The following is a 25,509-nucleotide window of genomic DNA, read 5'->3' on the forward strand; positions in this document are numbered from 1 at the left end:
CTATCTATATCTTAATCACCAATTTGTACAAAGTTATCCATTTCTGCTAACGCACGAACCATTCGAGGATGAAGGGGCAGGATCAAGTCAGCAGATTCCTTTTCAAATGTACCGTTACGACTCACTACATGTAGAGCTTTGGCACGAATCTGATAGTGCTGCCAAGTTGGGTGTTGAAGTTCATTTTTGGGAAGTGTATAAGGAATCATCCCAATGATATCTGAGAGCATGAGATGATAGGTCATATGTGGCTTTTGAAAGATAAATTCTTTCTTTGTCAAAGTATATCGATAAGGATATTTCACCTGAGAAATCACTAACTCTCCTGAAAATCGTTTGATATGAATAAAATCCGTATTAATTTTCATCCCTCCAAACGTATTGGGTGTTATTATTGTAACATATATATTCATTTGCTTTTTGCAACGATTACTGGAGGGATCAAAGTGCTGGGACCTAATCCAAATACAAAGTACCCAATGGAGCAAAATCCTAACGTACAATTCATAAAAAATATCGTCACTAATCCTAATATACAAGCTGGGGACTATTCTTATTACAATTCCAAGAATGGGGAGCCATTTGAAGATCAAGTATTGTTTCATTATGATGTTTATGGAGACAAACTGATCATAGGAAAGTTTTGCTCTATTGCAGCAGGTACTACTTTCATTATGAATGGAGCTAATCACCAAATGGATGGATCAACCTATCCATTTCATTTATTTGGAAATGGATGGGAAAAGTTTGTACCATCACTAGAGGATCTTCCGTTTAAAGGTGATACTGTCATTGGTAATGATGTTTGGATTGGAAGAAACGTGACGGTTATGCCGGGAGTAAAAATTGGCGATGGTGCGATTGTCGCTGCTCATGCAGTTGTTACCAAAGATGTAGAAGCCTATTCGATTGTTGGAGGAAATCCAACAAAAGAGATAAAAAAACGATTTTCGAAAGAAAAAATAGATGAGTGGCTAACAATAAAGTGGTGGGATTGGGATATTGAACTCATATCTGCAAACATTGATAAGATTGTTAGCGGCGATTTGGATGGTTTAAAGCGAGCGGCAAAATAGCATCTTTATTTCTAGAATTGTAAGAGGAGAAAGACCTGTTTGTTGAGATCTTTTTCTTTCGTAAATAAAGGGAAATGCAATTATTATCATGTTATTCTGAAATGATATATGATTTTCTTTTCACTTTCATTGTAAAATAAGAGGGAAGAAGGTGATTTTAGAGAGGATAGAGGTAAGAGAATAGAATGATTATTCTAAAAATACTACTTTTTCTTTTGCCTATATTGGCATTTCTTTTTGGTAAGTTGTTGTATTATGGTTTGAAACGCACTTATCGTACACAGCGTATCTCTATCCCTGGTTTGGGTATCTGGTTTGCTGGTCTTATTATTGGTTTGTTTATCATTTTTTTGCTTTTGTTTACTTTTGGTTTTGGCTTAGCTTTTTGGTTATTTTAGTAGAAAAATCCTCCTTCATCATGTGATGAGGGAGGATTTTGTATATAGGCTCGTTCATTATTCACACGGGGTGCAGCACTCATACAATAATGAATACCGCACCAGCTACACTTGGATCACACCCGACATGAGTTTCGGCCGGCCGGCAACCCGATTCGCGACTCGTGTTGTGGGCCCAGTCGTACCTCTATATCAAGCGGAGTGCAGCTTTGCACGTGCCGACCTTAGGTCGGCTACATATGCAGACGCATACGCTACCTTCCCGCATCGGTGGTCGACACATATTAAGAATTTTATTATACTTCTAATTTCCTTTTAATTCAACTACAAAGAATAAATTAGTTAAATTCCGTTACATACATAGATATAGAGGGGGTTAATGTCCATTATCTGAACCTTTTGCATGAATAATCTCAAAAAATGTTTTGCGGTGGAACTGTTTTTTCGTGTACGATAGACTTGTTGTGTGAACCGTGAACTATGGAGGTGCTGTCATGGAGCAAGCAACAGAACTTGGTGTTTCTTCCCTTACAAACATCATCTTCTCATTAATCTTGATTGCCTTTACATGGTGGGTGTTACTCCGTGTTCGGATCGAAGCGATATTGAAGATAAAAGAGCCTTGGTTTGCTTTTATTGTCATGATGATGTTGTCGATTATCATTGGCCATCAACTAGCACTTTTCTTTATCAATTATTTAGATTGGTCTAGGATTATAGGGCAATATCTTTTCTAGCATCATTTGTATAAACTCTCATTCGCTCGTACACAATGGATAGCAAATGGCTATAGGGAGAGTTTATCATGTTGCGATGGATTGGTATTTTGCTTATTAGCAGTATTTTTTTGATGGGAAGTAGCCAACCAGGTTCAGCGGTACCTCAAACGTTACTTGGAGTAGCTTACAAAATGGAGATCGAGCCGACATCTTATGTTGTTCATCACAGTGGTCGTACGGGTCACCTGGTATCTGCTTCACAAGCAGGGAAAAACATGCGACAATGGGTGAATGAGCTTTCACTAGGCAAAGTTGAAAAACGTACGGATCAAGATGGTATTCGCTATGATGCTTCTGGAAAATGGGGGAATTTAGAGGTCTCTTTTTATATGATCATCGACCAACCTGAGGCAAAAGTATCAAAGCCATACATAGCGATACAAGTGACAGGCCATGGAAAGCCAAAAGATGATTGGCCTAAGGCGGCGGAACGAATCCAAAAATTCCTTTTCAAACAAGAGATTCCTACACATCTGCATTACTCGATACAAGGAAATTTAGATCATTCTACAGATACAATAAAGACAGCTCATAACATAGTAAAACTATTAGATGCAAAAGAGATAGAAGGAATGGAAACCGATCAGACCGTGAGTATTTCCGCGTACTCATCTTTGTTTTCGGAGAGTATCCAAACTGGGGGAGGAAAAATGAACCTCCAAGTAGCGACCCATCGTGATGTTAAAGATGGCAAGCTAATCGTGACAATTGGTTCACCAATTATTACAGTAGAATATTAGATCATCTGGGGGGAAGACATGTGGAAAAAATTATCGTTCAAGGTGGTAACCGTTTGCAAGGCAGAGTAAAAGTACATGGTGCTAAAAATGCGGTTCTGCCGTTGATAGCGGCATCTATTTTGCCGGCAAGAGGAAGTATTACCATTTTGGATGTACCTATGTTAGACGACGTAAAAACGATTACCAAAATGTTGTCTAGCCTAGGAATAAAAGCAGAACTCGGAGAAGATAGCGTACACATCGATGCTCAAACATTTGAGACGACACAAGCTCCTTATGATTTAGTTCGGAAGATGCGGGCTTCGTTTCTTATTATGGGTCCACTTCTGGCGAGAAAAAAACATGCGCGAATTCCGTTACCTGGAGGATGTGCGATTGGCAGCCGTCCGATCGACCAGCATCTAAAAGGTTTAGAAGCAATGGGAGTCCAATTTGAAATTGAGGCTGGACATATTGAAGGCCGAGTTGCAGACCGACTGCAAGGGGCGAGCATTTATTTGGATTTCCCAAGTGTTGGTGCTACCCAAAATATAATGATGGCAGCTAGCCTTGCAAATGGTCGTACGGTTATCGAGAATGCAGCATGTGAACCGGAAATTGTCGATCTAGCAAATTTCCTCAATGCAATGGGGGCAAAGGTTCGAGGTGCTGGAACCGATGAGATTCGCATTGATGGAGTCGATTTTTTACATGGAACCGAGTATACCGTGATTACGGATCGGATTGAAGCGGGAACTTATATGGTAGCTGCTGCTATCACTCGTGGGGAAGTATTTGTAGAAGGGGCGATAGCGGATCATCTCATCCCTCTTATTGCGAAATTACGAGAGATGGGTGTCCAAGTGATGGTGAGTGAAGATGGTATTTTGGTTCGGGCAGAAGGGGAATTAAAACCAATTGATGTCAAAACCTTACCTTACCCAGGCTTTCCTACTGATCTCCAATCACAGGTGATGGCACTTCAATTAACTGCCAAAGGTACGAGTCTCATGTCCGAAACTGTATTTGAAAATCGTTTTATGCATGTGGAAGAGCTTAAACGGATGAGTGCTCATATTAAAATCGATGGCAGAACAGCTGTGATCGAAGGTGGCCATCCTCTCTCAGGTGCACAAGTGACATCTACAGATTTGCGTGCAGGAGCAGCTTTGATCTTAGCTGGGCTTGTAGCAGATGGAGATACGGAAGTGTACGGTTTACATCATGTGGATCGTGGTTATGTGGATATTGTTGGGAAGCTACAGTCACTAGGTGCAAAAATCAAGCGTGTGAGTGTGGAAGAGGAAGTTTCAGCAACTAGTCATTCCTATGCATAAGGAAATTTGATAGATAGTTCTAACCTAGTAAGTCTCCTAATAGGCTAAGAGAAAGATTCCTGTTAGGAGGTTTTTTTTTGTCCTATAACTACAAATTTGTTGGATTGATGTGTTCTCTTTTTGTCCTTTTACCACTAGCGATCGTATTGATTCCAATGGTTTTAGTAGACTTTCAGCAAGGTGGTATAAAAGTAGATGCTTTCGCTCCTGAACATAACAATAACCTAGCCGATGACTCCAAAATTTATATAAATGTAAAGTTATCTGTTGAAAAAAAGACCGTTCGACTGCCATTAGAAGATTATATTCGCGGGGTGGTAGCTTCTGAGATGCCAGTAGAATTCGAGCCCGAATCCCTTCGGGCACAGGCGATTGCGGCTCGAACTTATATTTATAGTCGTGTAAAAAATAAGGAAGCAACCGTTACAGATACGGTTAAAGATCAAGTATATGCTACAGATGAAAAACTAAAGGAAAAATGGGGAATTTACTATCAACAAAATATGATAAAAGTTCGTGCGGCAGTAAACTCAACCAAAGGAAAAATTATCACCTATCAAAATAAACCGATCTATGCAGCTTTCTTTTCTACTAGCAATGGGTACACAGAAAACTCCGAGGAATATTTTAAAGAAGCCTACCCATACTTGCGAAGTGTCCCTTCTACTTGGGATAGACGATCTCCAAAGTTTATGCGCAGTAAAACATTACCTTTATCTTTTGTCGTCAAAGCGTTGGAACAACACACTGGGAAAAAAGTTTCCATCACTGCTTTCTCACAAAGTCATCCAATAATTTTAAAGAGAACGTCTGGAAAACGAATTGCTCAAATAAAAATAGGAGATCACATTTTTACTGGAAGAGATGTAAGAGAGGCATTGGGATTAGCATCTTCTGATTTTTCTTGGAGGCAAGCGGGAGGTCACATTACTTTTATCACCCATGGCTTTGGACATGGTGTCGGCATGAGTCAATGGGGGGCAAATTTGATGGCAAAGCAAGGAAAGTCAGCAGAACAAATTATTTATCATTACTACCAACATGTGAAGATTAAAAATATAACAAATTAGTTGATGTTTGATTATAATTTTTTTATAATCAAAAAGGTTTCGTCCGTGAAAGACGAGAAGAGGAATCATGGCGAGTCGTTCTTTGAATGCAACCGAGAGAATCATTAAGGAGGACGGAAAGGAAGTCCCAGTGATCATGCCGGCGTATGTACGGGATGGAAAGGTCCGCCGTCTCCCTGATCCGGAAGATGGTGTAGAGATCTACGTGGAAGCACATGTCTATGACATTGCTTCTAAGGAACGATCCGATCTCCTGCTGGTAAAGTAACTCGGGTCATTCAAAAGGACTGCCATGCGTCATGTATGGCAGTCTGAAGGCAAAAATGAAATTCTATATATAAAGGAAAACACCAGCAAACTCTTTTGTATGCTGGTGTTTTTTCTTTATTTGCAATAAACAATAAGTAAAGTATTTCCTGATTGAAATTCCTTTTTCTTTTGAATATAATGAAGATGATCGAACGAGCCAAGTTCTGGAGGAACAGTGGCCAAGCAGGGCAAGCGCGTCAAGACGCGGAACCAGCCGAAGACGGCCGTCCCCCGCTCCAAGCGGAAGGAGAGCACCCACTGGTCGACGGTGGGCACCATACGAGCGGTCGTGCCTGTCCCGGGAACCAGCGGATCGGGGTCCAGGGGACGTAAGGGCCGCATCCAGTAGCAGTCCTCCGGGACATCTCAGGGTGAGACTGGATCACATAAGTGGTCCGGACTCATCCTGAGCCCATTTTAATTCATTTTAGACAAGAACTAAGTCAAATAGCTGATTTTTGCTTGTTCCACAAGTTTTTTCATATGCACACGAATTGCCTCCATATGTGCATTGGTATAGATACTTCGTTTTTCAATAATGCCCCCATTTCTTTTTTCGCCCTTCTCTTCGTTCATCACCAATTTTGTTTTAGGATACCTTTTTTCAATAATATTTTGCCCGTTTTTGTAAATCGATGGGTAACCAGTTTTATGTAACTTTTGAATCAAATCGGCATTCCCTCACTTGTCTCTTGCCAAATATAAACCAAGTGTTCCGTTTTTTCTTAAAGATAAAACAAAATTTACCAACAAAGGTATAAACAGGTGAATATGCGTCGAGACTGGTCACTAGAGGTGATCAGGCTTATGAAACCAGAAGAACCAAAAAACAAAGTTTCTTTTCTGGATGAAAACAAAAACCAAAAAACAAAAAAACCTACTCAACTTTTAGACAAAAAATGGTTTTTTCCAGCGCTCTATATGACTGTTGCAGTATGTGTACTCGGGATGGCATGGTGGTACCAGTCTGCTAAACAACAGGATGTAACTCGGACAAACAGTCCAGATGTCGATACTGTTTTACCAGTGGAAGAAGTTCCATCTGACAATCTAAAACAGATTTCCTTGCCAGTGGCCAGTGATCCAACAGTTACCAAAACAATGGATTTTTATGATGCAAATGCTAGTGATAAAGCGAAGGAAAGCGCATTGGTCAAATATGCGGATACCTATTGGCCTCATACAGGAATTGATTTCGCTAGAAAAAATGGAAAATCATTTGATGTAGTTGCCAGTGCATCCGGAAAAGTAGTCAGAGTAGAGAAAAATCCTGTTCTTGGTCAAATAGTAGAGATCAAACATGAAAATGGATTAACCACCATTTATCAAAGTTTGTCCAATGTAAAGGTAACAATGAACCAAACAGTCGTTAAAGGGGATGTCATTGCGGAAGCAGGACAAAACCAATTTGAGAAAAACGAAGGTATACATCTTCATTTCGAAGTTCGGAAGAATAACCAAGCTTTAAATCCAAATGACTATGTAAAATAAAAATGCGCCCTTATGATCAGGGCGTTTTTTTGTGGTTTCTTCATTCAACTTTATAACAACTATCCTTTCTGGCTTGTACCAGCATAACCGGTTGTACGCTTCATATAATGTATCAAACAAGCAGAAAGGAGGAGAGGAGAGTTGCATGATTATATAAAAGAGAGAACGATAAAAATTGGTCAATATTTTGTAGAGACCAAAAGTACTGTACGAGTAATAGCGAAGGAATTTGGGGTTTCAAAAAGTACAGTGCATAAAGATTTAACAGAAAGACTTCCAGAAATAAATGCGGATTTAGCTAATGAAGTAAAAGAAATATTAGAATATCATAAATCCATAAGACATCTACGTGGTGGAGAAGCTACCAAAATAAAATATAAGCGCAAAGCAGGGAACAAGGATGTAGCACGGATTTCTATATAAATAATTTCCATATTTTGGAAGGTCGGATGTATTCAAAATTTACATAATCATCTCATCTCCGACCTTCTGATTATATGGTAAAATATATAATACAATATTCACTGGTGTTAGTAGACGAATCAAGGTATGCTTTGTTATATTTTTGTTATGTGATTTCGATGGACAAGCATATCGTAATTGGAGAGGTATGACACATGAGTCAATTAGAAGATAAAAAAGATACAAAGAACGACAAAGTCAAAGTAGAACAGGATGACAATCGTTTGCCTGTTGGGGAATTAAAGTGGAGCAAGGAACAACAAGAGGGTCAGGTTGAAGAAGAGCAAAAAGAAAGCAAAGAAAAAGTAATAGCGGAAAAAGAACAAGAAAAAAAACAAGAAAAAAAACAAGAATCTACTGAGAAAGATAGTGTTCAATCTGAGGTTTCAGCAACCTTATTGGAAGTAGAGAAAGAACAAGAAGCAGATGTTTCATCCCAAGAGGAGAAGGAAGAGAAGAAACAAGATCCACTCGCAGGAATTGAAGATACCCTGACTCCAATTGATTTTAAAACTTATGAGTTTGATGCAGAACAATTAAAAGCGATTGAACAGGAATTAAATTCGTTGAATCCGCAAAAATTAGAAGAAGAATTAAACACCATTCATCATCAGCCTCCGCTAAAAGATCATGTTGAGTATGAGGAAGACGAAGAAGAGTATACAACAGATTCCAGATGGGTAAAACGTAGTATATGGATCTTAGGAATCCCTGCACTTTTAGTTATTGTTTTATTTGTTAGTTTAATTATTGGTCACACGGTTGTAGGCGGCCAGCCGGTTAGTGATATATTTGATATGAATATGTGGATGCATGTTTACAATTTAATTTATGGATAAACAACCCCGTCTGTGTGAATTGCCACAAAGACGGGATTCTTTGTGGTAGGCTGGAGGGTCTTAGATGATAAACATACCAAATATCCTTACTATTTTTCGCTTTTTCTTGGTCCCTACCTATCTATTTATATATTTTTCTGATATACCTAGTAAATTATTTTGGTCTGTAGCAATTATATTACTTGCTGGAATTACAGATGTGGTGGATGGATATATAGCAAGGCGTTATAATCTTGTAACTGAAATAGGCAGTCTTCTTGATCCCTTAGCAGATAAATTAATGATTATTGCCGTATTTTTATCTCTTCTCATTACACATAAAATTACTTTATGGGCAGCATTTGCTGTCTTTTTGCGTGATATTTCCATGATTATTTATTCCACACTGTTTCACTTAAAAGGTAAGAAGACAATCCCAGCAAATATTATGGGGAAACTTACAACGGTGCTCTTCTATATTGCTTTGTTTACCCTTCTCTTTTCCATTAATGGTGCACAAACATTTCTTTGGTTTGTCATCGGATTATCTTATTTGACCTCTCTTATCTATTTCGTTCTCATTCGTTCTGCTAATAAAGAGTAACTTATCTCGTCATCGTTGACTACGTATGCTAAACTGTATCGAGTATAGATGGCTAGCGAAAAGGAGTTGAAAAAACATGGAATGGGATATTAATAAGATTCAGGAAGTTATCCCTCACCGTTATCCATTTCTGTTAATTGACAAGATCATAGAAGTAGTTCCTGGTCAAAAAGCGGTTGGAATCAAAAATGTAACGATGAATGAATCTTTTTTTCAAGGGCATTTTCCAGAATACCCAGTGATGCCTGGTGTTTTAATTGTAGAAGCTTTGGCACAAGTGGGAGCATGTTCGATACTTATATTAGATGAGTACAAAGGGAAAATTGCTTTCTTTGCTGGGATTGACCGTGTCCGTTTTCGTGGACAAGTAAAGCCAGGAGATACTCTTCGACTTGAGGTAGAGATGACGCGTTTACGTGGGAAAATGGGAAAAGGGAATGCTGTAGCCCGTGTTGGTGACAAAATAGTTGCTGACGGAGAAATCATGTTTGCTATCATGGATGGAGATAATGATAAGTAATACTCCACATATATCTATGGAATTTTTAGATCAGATGGACCAGCCAATCGCATGTAGAGTTATATAGAAGGAGTTATAATGATTACCATTATTAATGGTGCATTCTAATCGTTATCTATGTGGCTCTTTATTTTATAGAAGGAGTTATAATGATTACCATTATTAATGGTGCATTCTAATCGTTATCTATGTGGCTCTTTATTTTTTTATGACAATTGCAACAGACTCTTTTTTCCCACGTATTACGTGGGCTTTTAGTAGGCAAGATCCTTGTAATACATACAAAGACTGACAAAAAAGTGTGTCTATTTATGGTTGACTATACCAAAAACATTTCATTTGTGTTACAGTGGTTGTAATGTTACTGTAACATTAAATGTTGCTTAAAGAGAGGGAGTAACATAACATGATCCGCTATGGAATAGTAGGTTGCGGTCATATCGCCAAAAAACATGTTGCGGCTATTGCAAATGTGGAAGGCGCGGTTTTGACTGCTGTATGTGATACCAATGAGGAACGATTACAGGAATTTGTCACAGATAATGTCCAAGGTTTTTTGGACTTAAAAGACATGCTCTCCAGCGACCTAGTAGATGTTGTTTCCATTTGTACTCCAAGTGGGCTACATAAAGCACTAACTATTCAAGTTGCAGAAGCTAAAAAGCACGTTGTAGTGGAAAAGCCAATGGCACTTACCTTAGAAGATGCAGATGCGATGATGGAGGCTTGTGAAAGAAACAATGTAAAAATGGCAGTTGTCCATCCAAATCGTTTCCGTCCGGCTATTATTGAGCTAAGAAAACAGTTGGATAAGGGTGCATTTGGCAAGATTGGTCATGCAAATGCGACAGTGCGTTGGAATCGCAATCAAGCATATTACGATCAAGCACCATGGCGAGGAACCAAAGCGATGGATGGCGGAGTTTTGATGAACCAAGCAATCCATAACATGGATTTGATGCTATGGATGATGGGAGAAATCGAAGAAGTTAGCTCCTACAATGCTACGCGTTTGCGTGATATCGAAGCAGAAGATACTTCTTTATCTGTTATTCGTTTTAAAAACGGAGCACTGGGAGTTTTAGAAGCGGCAGTTACCATCTATCCAAAAAATCTAGAAGAATCTTTATCTATTTTTGGAGAAACAGGTACTGCAATAATTGGCGGACCGAATGCAAACTGGATTAAGACTTGGAATTTTGAAGGATTAAGTGAAGAAGAAAAACAAAAAACGATTGAAAAAATAGATCAAGATCCATTTGGTATTCCTGGACATGAGTGTATTATCCAAGATATGACCAATGCAATCGCTCAAGATTATATTCCAGTTGTTTCTGGTAAAGAAGGCAGAGAAGCCTTAGCGTTTGTAATTGCATGCCAACAAGCTGCGGAAACAGGTCAACCTGTACGCATGGATCAGTTGTTAAAATCTCGAGAAGGAGCTATTAATTAATGAATAAAATTCCTTTGTTAGATCTTACCAAACAATATGAAGGTATTCGTGAGGAAGTACGTGATGCAATTGATCGTGTATTGGAAAGTGGACATTATATTTTAGGTCCTGAAACAAAAGCATTAGAAACAGAAATAGCGGAATACTGCGGCGTAAAGCATGCTATTGGTGTAGGAAACGGTACAGATGCTCTGCAACTCGTTTTAGATGCTGCTGGAGTAAAAGAGGGAGATGAAGTCATTACCACTCCATTTACCTTCTTTGCATCTGCTGAAGTTGTCTCTCAATTAAAAGCTACTCCTGTATTTGTGGACATTGATCCCAAAACATACAACCTAGATGTAGAGCAATTGAAAAAAGCTATTACTCCCAAAACAAAAGCGATTATTCCAGTACACATTTTTGGCCAACCAGCTGAAATGGATGCTATTATGGAACTCGCCGAACAACACAATATCTTCGTCTTAGAAGATGCGGCACAAGCAATTGGTTCAGAGTACAAAGGAAAGAGAATTGGATCTTGGGGTCATGCTGCTACATTTTCCTTCTTCCCAACGAAAAACCTCGGTGGTTATGGCGATGGTGGAATGATTGTTACCAACGATGATGAATTGGCTGCAAAACTTCGTATTTTGCGTGTGCATGGAAGTAGTCCAAAATATTATCACAGCATGATTGGTTACAACAGTCGTTTGGATGAGATTCAAGCTGCTGCATTGCGGATTAAATTACGGCACTTAGATGATTGGAACAATGCACGTGCACAGAAAGCTGAGTACTACAACAAAAAATTAGCGGAACTGCCAGTGGTAACTCCCTATCGTGCTGAAGATCGTAAACATATTTACCATTTGTACAATGTACAGACAGAAGACCGTGAAGGTTTAATGGCTCATCTAAAAGAAAATGGTATCGCTTCCGGTATCTATTACCCTCTGCCACTTCATTTACAAGAAGTTTATAAAGAGCTTGGTTACAAAGAGGGAGATTTACCAAACGCAGAAACCATTTCCAAAAAAATATTTGCTCTTCCACTCTATCCAGAGCTCGATGAAGAGACAATTGATCATATTGTTCAAGTTGTGAGAAACTACTTTGAGTAAAGGGATGAACGCTCGTGAACGGTTTGCTCGAAAAAATTGAGTCGAAACAAGCAGTAATCGGGGTTGTGGGCCTAGGTTATGTAGGCTTGCCCCTTGCAGTAGAAAAAGCAAAAGCTGGTTATAAAGTAATCGGTTTCGATGTGCAGCAAAAACGCGTTGATATGGTGAACGATGGTGTAAACTACATCGGTGATGTTGTAGATGATGAACTAAAGCAAATTATTCGTACAGGTCAATTAACTGCTACTGTCGATTATTCAAGAATCCAAGAGGTAGACGCTGTTGCAATCTGTGTACCTACTCCTTTGGATAAGTATCAACAACCAGATACTACATATGTGGAGGCATCTGGTAAAGAAATTGCAAAATATCTCCATCCAAACATGCTGGTTGTATTAGAAAGTACTACGTACCCTGGTACGACAGAAGAAGTGCTGCAACCGATCTTGGAAGAAACAGGCTTAAAAGTAGGAAAAGACTTTTATCTTGCCTACTCACCTGAACGTGTAGACCCAGGAAATAAAACCTTTAATACAAAAAACACGCCAAAAGTAGTGGGTGGTGTTTCCCCTGCTTGTACCAAAATCGCTGCTGCCATGTACCGCAGTGTATTAGAAGGCGATGTGCATGAAGTTTCTAGCCCAAAGGTAGCTGAAATGGAAAAGATATTGGAAAATACATTCCGTAATATCAACATTGGCCTAGCAAACGAAATGGCTATACTCTGTAATAAAATGGGCATTGATTTATGGGAAGTAATCGAAGCAGCCAAAACAAAACCTTATGGATTTATGGCCTTTTATCCAGGGCCGGGTTTAGGTGGACACTGTATTCCAATTGATCCTTTCTACCTTACTTGGAAAGCACGTGAATACAATTATCATACTCGTTTGATCGAAGTGGCTGGTGAGATCAACAATGAAATGCCGAACTTCGTAGTTGATCGTACGATGAAAATCTTGAACCGCTATCAAAAGTCACTCTCAGGTGCGAATGTGTTAGTACTCGGTGTAGCTTACAAGAAAGATATTGATGACTATCGCGAATCACCTGTTATGGAGATCATTAAGCTGCTCGAGAATTACCAATCTAATTTTGAATTAGTAGATCCACATATTTCTTCATTCCGACTTGATGGAAAGGTTTATGAGACGGTTGAACTGACAGAAGAGAAACTAAAAGAAGCAGATTTGGTATTGATTACAACGGATCATACTGCATTTGACTATCAACAAATTGCTGATACTTCCGCTGCTATTTTCGATACACGAAATGCCCTAAAAGATATCAAAAACATCAAAGCTTACTACGAAAAATTATAAAGTAGGTGTCTTATGAAACATTACATTCATGACACAGCAAAATTGGGACAGAATGTCAAGATCGGCTATTTTTCTGTGATAGAAGAAGGAGCAGTGATTGGGGATAATGTTACCATTGGAAACAATGTCACCATTCATGCTGATACAGTTGTCAAGGATCATGTGTTCATTTCGGATAATTGTGTAGTTGGCCGTTGGCCAAGACCGGCTAAAGCTTCTACTGTAAAAGTAGATACAAGCTTGCCTGCACTTGAAATTGGCGAAGGAACTACATTAGGGGCAAATACAGTACTTTATCGAGGCAGTAAACTCGGTCGTGAAGTGATGGTGGGAGATCAAGCATCTATTCGAGAGAAAGTTTTTATTGGTGACTCCGTTGTGGTTGGACGAGGAGTAGCAGTAGAAAACCAAGTAGAGATTGGGTCCTATACCAAAATTCAAACCAATGCCTATATTACCGCTTATACAACTATCGAAGAACGAGTATTTATTGCTCCAACTGTTACGACAACCAACGATAACTTTATGGGTCGTACCAAAGAGCGGTTTAAATTGGTTCGTGGGCCACTTATCAAGAAAGGCGCTCGAGTTGGAGGAGCTTCTATCTTGTTGCCGGGTGTTACTGTTGCAGAAGAGAGTTTTATTGCAGCAGGGGCATTGGTTAACAAAGATACAGAAAGAGCAAAAGTATATGTTGGTGTTCCTGCTCGTACCTTGCGTGATGTGCCAGACAAAGAAAAACTGGAAAACCAAGAGTAATCTCAATGGGGAACAAGCAAAAAACTTGTTCCCATTTTCATAGGAGAGGAGTGAAGGAGATGAAGGTTCTTGTAACGGGTGGAGCTGGTTTTATCGGTTCACATATTGTCGATCAATTGCTGGAAAAAGGTCATGAAGTGGTCATTATTGATAACATGTCCTCCGGTAAAGAGACAAACCTAAATCCAAAGGCAGCTTTTTATCGCATCGATATGGAAGATGCTAAAATCCAAGAAGTTTTTCAACGAGAAAAACCGAAAACAGTTATTCATCAGGCAGCACAAACTGTTGTGCAGACATCCGTCCGTCAGCCAGTTTATGATGCACATATGAATATTCTCGGTACGATTAATCTTCTTGAGGCAGCACGTCTTTATGGAACTAAAAAGTTTGTTTATGCATCTTCGGCAGCAGTTTACGGAGATCCACAGTATGTACCCATTGATGAAAGACATCCTGTAGGTCCACTTTCTGGATACGGGATTTCCAAATACACACCAGAGCAGTATTTACGGGTGTATCAGCAAATGTATGGGATGGAATTCACCATCTTACGTTACGCAAATGTGTATGGTATTCGTCAAGACCCTCAAGGCGAAGGCGGAGTTATTTCTATTTTCATCGATAAAGTGCTGGCGGAAAGTCCTTTTACGATCTTTGGGAATGGAGAGCAAACAAGAGATTATATATATGTGGAAGATGTCGCCAAAGCAAATCTGGCAGCGCTGAAAGCCGGAAATAACGAAGTGTTTAATATTGGAACAGGTGTACATACTACTCTGAATCAGTTGGTGGAAAAACTACAGCAAATCAGTGGGAAGGCTCTAGAAACCATATATGAAAAAGAGCGGCTTGGAGATATTAAGCACAGTTATTTCACTGTAAATAAGGCAAAAAACAATTTACATTGGACTCCAGAAGTATCATTGGATGAGGGTTTACGTAAGACTTATCAGTATTATTCACTTCAAAATTCTACTAAAATATTGTAACATTTAACCTCTTGTACTTTCATTACAACTATTTTATACTAAGTTACAGGTCATGAAATATTCCTGTAACATAAATGTTACTTTCGTAATGAAATCAAACAAATTTGGATATAGATATAGAAGTAGGAGTGGTGAAGAGATGCGTTCCAAAGTAATGGCGGAAAACCAGACACAGTTGTATTTTGGGGATACAGGTATAAGTAGGATTATGTATCCTGCGGTAAAACGTACTTTTGAAATATTATTTTCCCTTTTACTGCTGGTTGTCACATTGCCGGTGCTTCTCGTCACTGCGATTGCGATTAAACTTGAGTCACCTGGTTCTATCTTTTATAAACAAGAACGAGTTGGCAAAAACGGAAAACTGTTTAACGTATGGAAATTAAGATCGATGCGTAATGATGCTGAGAAAAATGGACCACAATGGGCTTCAAAAAATGATGCACGTGTTACACAAGTAGGAAGTTTTATTCGTAAAACGCGGATTGACGAGTTACCACAATTATTCAATGTTTTGAATGGTGAAATGAGCTTAATCGGTCCACGTCCCGAACGTCCCATGTTTACCGAGCAATTTGACAAAGAGATCCCTGGATTTAAAAATCGATTGTTGGTAAAACCAGGTCTTACGGGTTGGGCGCAAGTCAATGGTGGTTATGAAATGACCCCAGCAGAGAAATTGGATTTGGATATGTACTACATTCAAAAACAATCTTTTAAATTAGATACAAAAATCTTTTTCCGTACCATTAAAGTTGTCTTTACTGGGGATGGAGCTAGATAAGAAAAGATGGAGCTATCTGCTCCATCTTTTTATTTTGGTTGAGATAAAGTATTATTTTAGTGTTGGCAGGTGACGTCTTTTTGATGGGATAGACATGAGTTTTGATGAGTACAACAGGTACCTCCACCAAGTACTCAATAAGCTAATTGAAATGTCGGAGGAAGAGGCTCGAAGTTATGACGCTCGTCTCCCTCGTATTCGCAAACTTGGGATGGACGGCAAGCCAGCTGCTGCGGTCTTTGAACTGGCATTTGTGAATGATACTGTGCTTCATTCTATCCATCTGAGATGACGCACCTTGACCTCCTTTCCGAGAGGAAAGCGAGCCCCTGATAATTGGAGTTAGATGCCAAAAAGCAGGGGGATGATTACAAGGGCTGCGAATGGCCTGTTTTATAGATAAAAAATAGCACCCTTGGGGTGCTATTTCTATATAAGTGTCCTGATTTTCTTACACAGGGTCTAAAAAATGCTTTTTAGCGCCAAGTAGATAAGACCCCACATTGGAATACTGAGTAAAACTGCATTCATAACTCCCAACCAGAAAAACTTACCTACCACTGTGTATTGCATCAAAGACACCTCCGTTTTGATCTGATGTCTTTATTATATTCAAAATGTGTGAGGTTTAAAGGATTTGGGGAGAAATGTAAATGAACTGTAATGTTGGGGTAATATCATTTGTCATTGTTACAATTTGGCACTTCTATTATTTCAGAATGATGTTGGCATGAAATAAATTGGTCTAATTTGATGTCCTCCGTGGCTGTCAAAGCACGGGGGACGGATATTTTTTGGACTTTCATAATTTCGAGGTAATTCGTTGAGCAGTTACAACTTCGGTCGACCCTGAAATAGGTTTCTATGTTTATTCTTTATATTTCCATGTTGATTTTTATATTTTTATTCGTTATAATAAAGTTAACTTGATATGTAGTTCTCTTATCCAGAGAGGTGGAGGGACAGGCCCTATGATACCTCGGCAACCATCCGTTAAGGAAAGGTGCCAATTCCTACAGAATTTTTGGTTCTGACAGATGAGAGAAGGCGATATGAAAATGTATCCCTTTTTGCATCTGTGCAAAAAGGGTTTTTTATTATTTTAGGAGGTGCTTTGAAATTGAGTTTCATCCAGTTGCAAAACGTCTCCAAACGATATGCTGAAGTAACAGCACTTGATCGTGTGTCTGTAGAAGTACAGACAGGAGAAATGCTTGGGATTATTGGTCATAGCGGCGCAGGTAAAAGTACTTTGCTGCGAATGATAAATGGATTGGAACAGCCAACTGAGGGCGATGTTTTGATTAAGGGTAAAAATATTACGGATCTAAACAAGTTGGAATTACGTCAGCTTCGCAGTAATATTGGAATGATTTTCCAACATTTTAATTTGTTATCGTCCCGAACCGTATTTCAAAATGTCGCGTTTCCGATGCAAATTGTGGGCAAGAAAAAGTCTGAGATCAAGGCTCGCGTCGAAGAGTTGTTAGAACGTGTCGGACTTTCGGACAAGAAAAATGCTTATCCCTCACAACTAAGTGGTGGGCAAAAACAGCGTGTAGGAATTGCTAGAGCACTCGCAAATCATCCAGAGATTGTACTCTGTGATGAGGCCACCTCTGCACTTGATCCTGCAACGACAGACTCCATCTTACAATTAATTCAAGAGATTAATCGGGAGACAGGTATTACGTTTGTGTTTATTACTCACGAGATGTCTGTTGTAGAAAAAGTTTGCAGCCAAGTTGCAGTCCTAGAGGCTGGCCGCATCGTGGAAACAGGAAAAGTAGAGGACGTTTTCTCCAACCCTAGGCACGATGTAACCAAATCTTTTTTGGGTCTAACTCCTAAGAAAGGAGGGAATCGAAATGTCTCCTAGTTTAGATTGGAATCTCATCTTACAAGGAACGCAAGAAACATTGTGGATGGTCGCGATTTCTACCTTTTTTGCTGCACTGATTGGTGTACCTTTAGGTGTTTTGTTAGTAGTCACAGATCGAGGACAATTTTGGGAACTAACTTGGCTGCAAAAGGTGTTAGGATTTATTGTTAATATTTTTCGTGCTGTACCCTTTATCGTCTTGATCTTATTTTTATTTCCAGTTACGAAATGGATTTTAGGTACATCACTTGGAACAACTGCAGCGACCATTCCATTGATTGCTGGTGCAGCACCATTTTTTGCTCGGATGGTGGAGACTGCTATCCGAGAGATTGACCGTGGTGTAGTAGAAGCAGCAGAAGCAATGGGTGCAGGACCCTTCACCATTATATTGCGGGTGTTTCTGCCGGAGGCAATGCCGGCGATCATCTCGGGTTTGACTGTTTCCTGTGTTAGTTTAATCAGTTATTCTGCAATGGCTGGTATGGTTGGAGGAGGAGGTCTTGGTGACCTTGCACTCCGCTATGGATTTCAGATGTTTGATGAAAAAATGATGTTTGCTTGTGGAATACTACTTGTGGTAATGGTGCAATTGGTTCAATGGATCGGGGATTTTATTTCCCGTCGCTTAGATAAACGAAATCTACAATCATAGAGGTGAATGGTAATGAAAAAGTGGCTATTATTGAGTTTTTCTCTCATCCTTGCAGTTATCGTGTCTGCTTGTGGAAACACAGATACTAGTAAAAGTACAGGATCACAAACATTGACAGTAGGAGCAACACAAGTCCCTCATGCAGAAATTTTAAATTTTGTAAAACCGATTTTGAAAAAACAAGGTGTTGATCTTCAAGTAAAAGTCTTTCAAGATTACGTATTACCAAACCGTGCTGTAGAAGAAGGACAAATTGATGCTAACTATTTTCAACACATTCCCTGGATGGAAACAACAAATAAAGAAAACGGATTTCATTTGGTAAAAGTAGTTGGTGTTCACATTGAGCCAATGGGTGCTTACTCTCAAAAGATCAAAAATAAGTCTCAAATTAAAAATGGTGCTACGATCGCTGTTCCAAATGCTACATCAGAGATCACTCGTGCTCTGCTATTGCTTGATGCAAATGGTGTGATCAAGCTGGACAATCGAAATGGTGAGAAAACCGTTAAAAACATTGTTTCTAACCCAAAACATGTCCAAATCAAGCCCCTTGAAGCAGCTATGTTACCAAGGGTTCTAGATCAAGTTGACCTTGCGATCATCAATACCAACTATGCACTTCAAGCAAAACTAAATCCTACAAAAGATGCAATCTTTATCGAAGATTCTAAGTCTCCATATGTGAATGTGCTCGCAACGAAAAAAGGAAAAGAGAATGATCCTCGTATTCAAAAGCTAGCTAAAGTGTTGAATTCTCCTGAAGTGAAAAAGTTTATAGAAGATAAATACAAAGGTGCTGTAGTACCAGCATTTTAATGAGAAGAAGATCCTATTAAAGGATCTTCTTTTAAATTTATTCGGTTTTGAATATGTAATCTAATGAAACAGGTTAGTTGGTCATATAAAAAAGAACAGTACTTATTTGAATTCATGCTTATTAAGGTGATGCTATTCTTCATACCCGATTTTAGCGATTGTTTTTCGCAAATCATCTGTGAGTTCACCGGAAAACCTTTTTTCTTTACCAACAAAAAAAGAGATTTCACAACCAGATACTTGAGTTGCTTTGGACATTAATTCATACCCTTCTTTCGAAAAAACAAGTCCGTTCATTACTTCTTCTGATTCGAAGTGAGTCTCCATAATGATATCAAGTCCTTTGACATCTTGGTCGATATCGGGGCTTACATCATATACTTTTGTGATATCTGTACAGAGAACTCCTGGGATTTGGTGAATGGTTGGAAAGATGGTCTCAATATAAAACTTGAGAAGAGCATCAACATTTTCTATTTTTTTAAACATCGTTATTGTTTTAATCATAATTTTTATCCTTTCTCAAATGGTCTACTTTTTTTAGATTTAATAATATTTACAAAACTAATGATGTTAAGTTTGTTGGTATATGGGTGAAATGGATAACATGTTATTTTTAATTCTACTTATTTTGAATAGATTTAATTATTATAATATGGATGGATTAATATTGCATCCATATAATATGTATTGTACATTATTTTCCCACTACATAAACATAATAATATTAATAGTGGTAATTTTGATTTATTTTCTTCCTGTAATAGAATAGAATATGAGATAGATTGAATTTTATTTCTGGAGGAGATCAATTGAATCATTCCGTTTCTAATCCTTTTCCTTGGTATAAAAAAATGTCTGCGGAGAATCCAGTCTATTATGATAAAGATTACATGCATTATTTCGGTGCAAAAGGAGCTTGGCATGTATTTCGCTATCACGATGTGCAGACAGTACTTTACGATTGGGAAAACTTTTCATCTGAATATGCCCCAAAAGTAGACAATATTTTATCGGCTGCTATTCAAGTAACAGACCCCCCGCGCCATAAACAACTTCGGTTACTCGTATCCAAAGCATTTACACCTAATGTGATTGAGAACATGAAACCTTGGATCCAAGAAATAACGAAGGAATTGTTAGATAAAGTAGCGGATAAAGGAGAAATGGATGTTACAGTTGATTTAGCTGTTCCAGTACCCATACAAGTAATTGCTAAAATGCTTGGTGTTCCGTATGAGGATCGAGACAAATTTAAATTTTGGTCCACTATCATTGTGAAAAACCCTACAGAAGTAGAAGGTGGAGTCAACGGATACTTCCAAGCTCAGCAAGAAATGGCTCAGTATTTTATGAATCTATTTGAAGAAAGATTGAAAGATCCAAAAGACGATCTAATTTCCCACTTACAACGAGTTGATCTAGAAGGAGAAAAACTATCAGAACAAGACCTCCTTGCATTCTGTATTACTTTATTAGTTGCTGGGAATGAAACAACAACTAATTTGATCAGTGCTGCTATATATACTTTTATCGAAAATCCAGAAATTCAAGAGCATCTTTACCAATATCCTGAAGTTATTCCAACAGCAATTGAGGAAATATTACGATATCGAGCGCCTGTACAATACATCAATCGAATTGCTACAAAGGATGTTGAATTAGGTGGTCAAACTATAAAAAAAGGTGACCTAATCAATGCTTGGATGGGATCAGCAAATAGAGATGCATCTGTATTTGAAAATCCAGATACATTTGATTTAAACAGAACGAATTTAAAGCATACAAGCTTTGGTCATGGTATTCATTTTTGTTTAGGTGCACCATTAGCAAGATTAGAAGCGAAAATTGTTTTGGAATTACTATTTTCCCAGTTTAAACAACTAGAATTGAAAGATACTAGCAAGGAACTAGAGATGAATGAAATAAATCTTATGTTTTCCATCAAATCACTGCCTATTGTATTTAAAAAGCGTTAATGCAGTTTGCTTGGATTTGTGAAAAGACTTGAGTTTAAATTAAAGCTCGAGTCTTTTTATTATCTTTTTTAAGGATCAACTTACCTGTAGTCCTAAACATTTTGGGACTCAGGTCTTAGTGGAATTCCCATCCTCTGCTTGATGCCTTCATATTTAATGCTTCCTATAATCGAATTATTAAATAAGAAGAAGAGAGGAAATATAAAGTGGAATCAAAAATAACCTCCGCTAAATCGATACTTCGTCTTACGGCAATAATGCTAATTCTGATATGTTTTACTGTGTTGACAAATGTCTTATATGTTCATGCTGCACCTATCAACGATTATGCAGAGAAAGAGATAGCGTTTCAAAGCCAAAATACTACCATGCACGGCACCGTTTTGATGCCTAAAGGGACAGAAAAACATCCAGGTATTGTTCTGGTTCACGGTTCAGGTCAAAAAGAAAGAGAAAAGTTAAGACAAGATGCAGAAGTATTTGCTAAAGCAGGCTTTGCGACTTTGATCTATGATAAACGAGACAAATCCAAAAATCGTACATTAGAAGTATTATCAGAAGATGCTTTAGCAGCAGTGCATACTCTTCAATCTCAATCAGGTGTAGATAAACAAAAAGTTGGGATTTGGGGATTTAGCGAAGGTGCATGGGTTGCTCCGATGGCCGCTGCCAAATCAAAAGATATTTCGTTTGTAGTTTTATTAGGAACACCAGTGATTACTCCGATTCAACAACAAACATACAATATCCAAAACCGCTTCGTGCAAAATGGGGTTATATCGCAAAATGTTATGGATTCCTTAGTAATAAAAGGATCGAGATTTGTATTTACTTCTGGTATGTTTCCAGAAGCAGACCATAATGCCGAATACTATTTAAAACAAGTAAAGCAACCAATTCTCGCAGTTTGGGGAGCAAAAGATCGTCTTACTCCTGCTGTAGAAGGATCAGAAAAACTAAAACAAATATGGAGGGAAAATGGCAACAAGTATGGATCGGTTTTATTTGTGGCAAATGCAGATCATGCTGCTCATCAAACAGATAAAACGGGATTTGAAAGGTATGATGCTTTTGCAGCAGGTTATGAGGAGGGAGTAACAAGTTGGTTGGATCAAGTAGTAAAAGGAAAACCTCCAGTATCGAAAGTATATGGACAAACTCCTGTACAAGATGTAGAGGTTTATCACAATCTCATTCAAGACGTGAAGGTGTATGATTCACTAGGTGTGGAAATTGCAGTACTCAGTATCTTGTTGATCGGTTACCTTGTTGCCATACTAAATTCCATGTTTCATCGAAAAGAAAAGAAAGCATCCCCGATTACAGGATATGCAGGCTGGACTATCACCTCAGGACTAATAGCTACTCTTAGTTTTGCGACTTACTTTATTATGATTTGGTCCAAAGGGGCGAAAATCATAGGCCCAATCATGTGGGATCGCCCGCTCATCTGGATGATCATTCAAATGTTTGCATGGCTTACAACTCTACTTTCTGTCATCTTGGCTCTCCGTGGATTTAGTAACAAAGCCCTTAGACCTGATATATTTCGATATAGTCTGTTAGTGTTCTTAGGTATCTTATTTAGTATTTGGGCTTATTATTGGGGGATGTTGACACTGCTATAACTTAGTAGTAGGTTCTCTAAATTTGTATCCTTCTTCCTTTACGTTCAAATAGAAATTATGAAATGACTTGAGAAGCCTGTTAAAAAGGGAACTCAAGTCATTTCTTTGTTTTTTGGGATTACAGTTTGTTGCGTGCTGGTTTTACCTCAATACAGTAATTGCTACTATTATAAAATAATTAAATTTTAGTTCGCATTACTTTACAATGGAAATGCGGTAAAGAAACACCATTAGACAATGGTGTGAAGAGAGAGCGGTTGGAGAAATTTATGGCACTCGAACGAGGTGTCTGGACGAAGTCCAGTGAATCCGGCGGAAACGGCGGGAACTGCGTAGAGGTCTGTGCCTCTGACACCGTCGGATCCTCAGTCGCCACGGTGATCGAGGTTCGCGACAGTAAGCGTGTCTCAGGGCCGACCTTCACCGTTTCCTCCGGAGCTTGGGAGGCCTTCATCCAGACCTTCAAGCCCTGAGCCTGCTCTGATCTAACGAGCAGGTAAAGGAAAAGCCCCTAGATGGTGAGTGATCATCGTCTAGGGGCACATCTATGTCTCTGCTATTATTTTTTCTTCTTGTATTCCCTCCATGACTGTACCCTGCCCAGCTGTCCAATCGATAAAGGCTTGTTTATAGTAATCCGCTTTATCAACAGGAGCCCAGACCGACCATGTTATTTTATCGCTGTACACTGGAGTATCTAAAATAAGGGCAGCCTGATGAAGTTCATGTTCCATTTTTCCTAAGAATGAGTAGTCAAAGGTGAGGATGAGTTGTTGATACCAGGAACGAAGGGCGATGCCTGCGGCTTCGATAGCAGCAGTAGCTCCTTGACTATAGGCGCGAACCAAACCACCTGTGCCTAATTTTATCCCTCCATAGTATCGAGTGACGACAATTGCAGTATATGTCAGTCTTTTATTATGGATGACTTCCAAAATCGGGCGGCCGGCCGTTCCTGCTGGTTCCCCATCGTCGGAAGATTTTTGGATTTGATCTGTGACGATATAGGCATAACAATTGTGAGTAGCATCCCAATATTTTTTGCGTATTGTGGTTAAAAATTGATTTGCTTCTTCTTCTGTCTCTACTCTCTTCGCCTGACAAATAAACCGGGATTTCTGAATGGTTATTTCTGTTTTTCCAAATTCACCTATCGTCATTCCCATAGCATGACCCCCAAAAAAATAGAACGGCACAAGGCCGCTCTATTCTGTAGTTGTTAGTTATTGGTACTGTTTGAGCTATCGCTTCCGCTACTGTCTCCACCATTGCTACTATCTGTGTTGGAATCAACTTCTCCGTTATCTGTTGTTGGCAGACCTAGTTCCTCTTTCAATATTTTACTAAGTCGTTTGCGTTCGTCTTCTTTCATGAAGCTATACCATACACCATCTACTTTTTTATCTTCTACTTGCGCTGTCAAAGTTTGAATGCCAGATTTTGGAGTGTTTTTATAAATGGTAGCAAGACTTAAAAATTCATCTGGATTAATACTATAAGTTAAGTTATTCCCAACTGCATCTGTTATCTTGGAAAAATTGGAGAGAGAGTTAAAACTCACTATCTTATCCAAAATTTTATTGATTACTTCTTGTTGGCGTTTGTTTCGGCCGTGATCACCTAGTGGATCTTTCTTTCTCATTCGCACATAAGGCAGTGCTTCTTCTCCGCTTAGATGCATAGGTCCTTTGTTAAATTGAACGACTCGGTCAAATGTACTGATTCTAAAGGTCATTGGGACGTTTACGTCTACACCGCCAACTGCATTGACGATATCAATGAAACCTTTAAAATTAATCTTCACATAGTAATCGATTGGCACACCATACAATAAGGTTTCTACCGTTTCACGAGTATTTTGTATTGGGTTTACGCCTTTTTGTTTACCCCAAAAGGCGGCAGCGTTTATTTTCGTTTTAAAGCCATCTGTATGGGCAATAGTCGCATAGGTATCCCTTGGTATATTTACCAATTTAATCGTTTTCTTCTGTGGATTTACTGCTGCAACCATCAGTACATCAGTGCGGTATGTTTCTTCTTCCGCTTTTGCATCATATTGGTCCGTTCCGATAAATAATACAGTAAAGGGATCTTTATTTATATCAACTTCTTGTGTGCGGAATTTAGATTTTTGCTGGTCGGTATCATGTCCCTTAGTCAGAGCACCCCAGATGGTACCAACAAAGTAAATTCCTACGATTAAAATGGCCACTAAAGAGAATAGAGAAATCCGTAGAACCCATTTTTTTCGTTTTTTATGATTAACCCGTTTTTTACGGCTATGTTCCACGCGCTCCATCATCGGTCCATTTCCTTCCTAATAAAAGATAATAATTTCGCACTATAAAACATACTACAATGTAATGATAGTTTATTTCAAGGATATAGGGAAAAAAACACAATGTTGACTACTTTTTTTTATTTTCCCATTCGTTTTGTTGTTTCGATATAAATATCTTTTGTATTCGTTATTGTTTTTCTGTATCTGATACGTTAATCTATGAGTATTGTGCCGAAAAGGACGGAAAATAACTTTTTCTGGATAAAGTA

Annotated in this window: 30 protein-coding genes, 1 pseudogene and 1 riboswitch; of the genes and pseudogenes, 25 read left to right on the forward strand and 6 right to left on the reverse strand. The window is 38.7% G+C overall.

What is annotated here, in order from left to right:
• Positions 1 to 11: 11 nt before the first annotated feature.
• A complete protein-coding gene (locus MK805_RS09810; RefSeq protein ID WP_240875589.1) occupies positions 12 to 368 on the reverse strand; it encodes a hypothetical protein in 357 nt (118 codons plus the stop codon).
• An 81-nt stretch (positions 369 to 449) separates the two neighbouring features.
• On the opposite strand from MK805_RS09810, the gene MK805_RS09815 reads away from it, so the two are divergent.
• From MK805_RS09815 to MK805_RS09845, 7 genes are all read left to right on the forward strand, one after another.
• On the forward strand, positions 450 to 1,076 hold the full coding sequence (locus MK805_RS09815) for a Vat family streptogramin A O-acetyltransferase (protein ID WP_255724600.1): 627 nt from the start codon (positions 450 to 452) through the stop codon (positions 1,074 to 1,076).
• A 185-nt stretch (positions 1,077 to 1,261) separates the two neighbouring features.
• On the forward strand, positions 1,262 to 1,474 hold the full coding sequence (locus MK805_RS09820) for a hypothetical protein (protein WP_240875591.1): 213 nt from the start codon (positions 1,262 to 1,264) through the stop codon (positions 1,472 to 1,474).
• A 494-nt stretch (positions 1,475 to 1,968) separates the two neighbouring features.
• Positions 1,969 to 2,211, forward strand: a complete 243-nt coding sequence (locus tag MK805_RS09825; protein ID WP_240875593.1) for a DUF1146 family protein — start codon at positions 1,969 to 1,971, stop codon at positions 2,209 to 2,211.
• A gap of 68 nt (positions 2,212 to 2,279) precedes the next feature.
• Positions 2,280 to 2,993, forward strand: a complete 714-nt coding sequence (locus tag MK805_RS09830; protein ID WP_240875595.1) for a YwmB family TATA-box binding protein — start codon at positions 2,280 to 2,282, stop codon at positions 2,991 to 2,993.
• Positions 2,994 to 3,013: 20 nt separating this feature from the next.
• On the forward strand, positions 3,014 to 4,309 hold the full coding sequence (murA, locus tag MK805_RS09835) for a UDP-N-acetylglucosamine 1-carboxyvinyltransferase (RefSeq protein ID WP_240875598.1): 1,296 nt from the start codon (positions 3,014 to 3,016) through the stop codon (positions 4,307 to 4,309).
• Positions 4,310 to 4,386: 77 nt separating this feature from the next.
• Complete coding sequence (spoIID, locus tag MK805_RS09840; protein WP_240875600.1) at positions 4,387 to 5,379, forward strand: stage II sporulation protein D; 993 nt, start codon at positions 4,387 to 4,389, stop codon at positions 5,377 to 5,379.
• Between the two features lie 67 nt (positions 5,380 to 5,446).
• Positions 5,447 to 5,647: a hypothetical protein gene (locus tag MK805_RS09845; RefSeq protein ID WP_240875602.1), complete on the forward strand. Its 201-nt coding sequence runs from the start codon at positions 5,447 to 5,449 to the stop codon at positions 5,645 to 5,647.
• A 116-nt stretch (positions 5,648 to 5,763) separates the two neighbouring features.
• Here the strand turns inward: MK805_RS09845 and MK805_RS09850 are convergent, their stop codons facing one another.
• Together MK805_RS09850 and MK805_RS09855 are read right to left on the reverse strand one after the other, a co-directional pair.
• Entirely contained in the window at positions 5,764 to 6,030 is a 267-nt protein-coding gene (locus MK805_RS09850; protein ID WP_240875604.1) for a hypothetical protein, read from the reverse strand.
• A 96-nt stretch (positions 6,031 to 6,126) separates the two neighbouring features.
• On the reverse strand, positions 6,127 to 6,357 hold the full coding sequence (locus MK805_RS09855) for a spore photoproduct lyase family protein (protein WP_240875606.1): 231 nt from the start codon (positions 6,355 to 6,357) through the stop codon (positions 6,127 to 6,129).
• 138 nt (positions 6,358 to 6,495) lie between these two features.
• Here MK805_RS09855 and MK805_RS09860 point away from each other — a divergent pair, with 138 nt between their 5' ends.
• From MK805_RS09860 to MK805_RS09930, 15 genes and pseudogenes are all read left to right on the forward strand, one after another.
• Positions 6,496 to 7,179: a M23 family metallopeptidase gene (locus MK805_RS09860; protein WP_240875608.1), complete on the forward strand. Its 684-nt coding sequence runs from the start codon at positions 6,496 to 6,498 to the stop codon at positions 7,177 to 7,179.
• A 141-nt stretch (positions 7,180 to 7,320) separates the two neighbouring features.
• Positions 7,321 to 7,602, forward strand: a complete 282-nt coding sequence (gene spoIIID, locus MK805_RS09865; protein ID WP_240875610.1) for a sporulation transcriptional regulator SpoIIID — start codon at positions 7,321 to 7,323, stop codon at positions 7,600 to 7,602.
• Positions 7,603 to 7,796: 194 nt separating this feature from the next.
• A complete protein-coding gene (locus tag MK805_RS09870; RefSeq protein WP_240875612.1) occupies positions 7,797 to 8,480 on the forward strand; it encodes a DNA-directed RNA polymerase subunit beta in 684 nt (227 codons plus the stop codon).
• Positions 8,481 to 8,544: 64 nt separating this feature from the next.
• Complete coding sequence (pgsA, locus tag MK805_RS09875; RefSeq protein WP_255724574.1) at positions 8,545 to 9,063, forward strand: CDP-diacylglycerol--glycerol-3-phosphate 3-phosphatidyltransferase; 519 nt, start codon at positions 8,545 to 8,547, stop codon at positions 9,061 to 9,063.
• A 76-nt stretch (positions 9,064 to 9,139) separates the two neighbouring features.
• Positions 9,140 to 9,583 carry a 3-hydroxyacyl-ACP dehydratase FabZ gene (gene fabZ / locus MK805_RS09880; RefSeq protein WP_240875613.1) on the forward strand — a complete coding sequence of 148 codons (444 nt, stop codon included), beginning with the start codon at positions 9,140 to 9,142 and terminating at the stop codon, positions 9,581 to 9,583.
• 406 nt (positions 9,584 to 9,989) lie between these two features.
• Positions 9,990 to 11,036: a Gfo/Idh/MocA family protein gene (locus MK805_RS09885; RefSeq protein ID WP_240875615.1), complete on the forward strand. Its 1,047-nt coding sequence runs from the start codon at positions 9,990 to 9,992 to the stop codon at positions 11,034 to 11,036.
• Entirely contained in the window at positions 11,036 to 12,139 is a 1,104-nt protein-coding gene (locus MK805_RS09890; RefSeq protein ID WP_240875617.1) for a DegT/DnrJ/EryC1/StrS family aminotransferase, read from the forward strand. Before MK805_RS09885 ends, MK805_RS09890 begins: the two co-directional genes overlap by 1 nt.
• Before the next feature lie 14 nt (positions 12,140 to 12,153).
• On the forward strand, positions 12,154 to 13,461 hold the full coding sequence (locus MK805_RS09895; RefSeq protein ID WP_240875619.1) for a nucleotide sugar dehydrogenase: 1,308 nt from the start codon (positions 12,154 to 12,156) through the stop codon (positions 13,459 to 13,461).
• 12 nt (positions 13,462 to 13,473) lie between these two features.
• A complete protein-coding gene (locus tag MK805_RS09900; RefSeq protein ID WP_240875620.1) occupies positions 13,474 to 14,220 on the forward strand; it encodes an acyltransferase in 747 nt (248 codons plus the stop codon).
• Positions 14,221 to 14,279: 59 nt separating this feature from the next.
• Positions 14,280 to 15,212: an NAD-dependent epimerase/dehydratase family protein gene (locus MK805_RS09905; RefSeq protein WP_240875622.1), complete on the forward strand. Its 933-nt coding sequence runs from the start codon at positions 14,280 to 14,282 to the stop codon at positions 15,210 to 15,212.
• An 88-nt stretch (positions 15,213 to 15,300) separates the two neighbouring features.
• A complete protein-coding gene (locus MK805_RS09910) occupies positions 15,301 to 15,996 on the forward strand; it encodes an exopolysaccharide biosynthesis polyprenyl glycosylphosphotransferase (protein WP_420833067.1) in 696 nt (231 codons plus the stop codon).
• A gap of 94 nt (positions 15,997 to 16,090) precedes the next feature.
• Positions 16,091 to 16,288, forward strand: coding sequence for a hypothetical protein (locus MK805_RS09915; RefSeq protein ID WP_240875623.1), 198 nt, complete (start codon positions 16,091 to 16,093; stop codon positions 16,286 to 16,288).
• A gap of 647 nt (positions 16,289 to 16,935) precedes the next feature.
• Positions 16,936 to 17,040: riboswitch (SAM riboswitch) on the forward strand.
• An 85-nt stretch (positions 17,041 to 17,125) separates the two neighbouring features.
• A pseudogene (locus tag MK805_RS09920) lies at positions 17,126 to 17,833 on the forward strand (methionine ABC transporter ATP-binding protein); the annotation flags it as partial.
• Positions 17,834 to 17,864: 31 nt separating this feature from the next.
• Entirely contained in the window at positions 17,865 to 18,533 is a 669-nt protein-coding gene (locus MK805_RS09925; protein ID WP_240875624.1) for a methionine ABC transporter permease, read from the forward strand.
• A gap of 12 nt (positions 18,534 to 18,545) precedes the next feature.
• On the forward strand, positions 18,546 to 19,352 hold the full coding sequence (locus MK805_RS09930) for a MetQ/NlpA family ABC transporter substrate-binding protein (RefSeq protein WP_240875625.1): 807 nt from the start codon (positions 18,546 to 18,548) through the stop codon (positions 19,350 to 19,352).
• A 132-nt stretch (positions 19,353 to 19,484) separates the two neighbouring features.
• Here MK805_RS09930 and MK805_RS09935 read toward each other — a convergent pair whose 3' ends face one another.
• Positions 19,485 to 19,859, reverse strand: a complete 375-nt coding sequence (locus MK805_RS09935; RefSeq protein WP_240875626.1) for a hypothetical protein — start codon at positions 19,857 to 19,859, stop codon at positions 19,485 to 19,487.
• A 305-nt stretch (positions 19,860 to 20,164) separates the two neighbouring features.
• Here MK805_RS09935 and MK805_RS09940 point away from each other — a divergent pair, with 305 nt between their 5' ends.
• The 3 genes from MK805_RS09940 (at position 20,165) to MK805_RS18150 (ending at position 23,432) form a co-directional block, all read left to right on the forward strand.
• Entirely contained in the window at positions 20,165 to 21,331 is a 1,167-nt protein-coding gene (locus tag MK805_RS09940) for a cytochrome P450 (RefSeq protein ID WP_240875627.1), read from the forward strand.
• Between the two features lie 206 nt (positions 21,332 to 21,537).
• The gene (locus tag MK805_RS09945; protein WP_240875628.1) at positions 21,538 to 22,959 is read left to right on the forward strand and encodes an alpha/beta hydrolase family protein; all 1,422 of its coding nucleotides are present in this window, start codon (positions 21,538 to 21,540) and stop codon (positions 22,957 to 22,959) included.
• A 269-nt stretch (positions 22,960 to 23,228) separates the two neighbouring features.
• Positions 23,229 to 23,432, forward strand: a complete 204-nt coding sequence (locus MK805_RS18150) for a DUF397 domain-containing protein (RefSeq protein ID WP_420833070.1) — start codon at positions 23,229 to 23,231, stop codon at positions 23,430 to 23,432.
• Positions 23,433 to 23,504: 72 nt separating this feature from the next.
• On the opposite strand, the gene MK805_RS09950 is transcribed toward MK805_RS18150, so the two are convergent.
• Together MK805_RS09950 and MK805_RS09955 are read right to left on the reverse strand one after the other, a co-directional pair.
• A complete protein-coding gene (locus MK805_RS09950) occupies positions 23,505 to 24,125 on the reverse strand; it encodes a YigZ family protein (protein ID WP_240875630.1) in 621 nt (206 codons plus the stop codon).
• A gap of 53 nt (positions 24,126 to 24,178) precedes the next feature.
• Positions 24,179 to 25,261 (reverse strand): LCP family protein, encoded by a 1,083-nt coding sequence (locus tag MK805_RS09955; protein ID WP_240875632.1) that lies wholly within the window; start codon positions 25,259 to 25,261, stop codon positions 24,179 to 24,181.
• Between the last annotated feature and the right edge of the window lie 248 nt (positions 25,262 to 25,509).

This window comes from Shimazuella soli, assembly GCF_022511585.1.
In the GTDB taxonomy this organism is placed as follows: domain Bacteria; phylum Bacillota; class Bacilli; order Thermoactinomycetales; family Thermoactinomycetaceae; genus Shimazuella; species Shimazuella soli.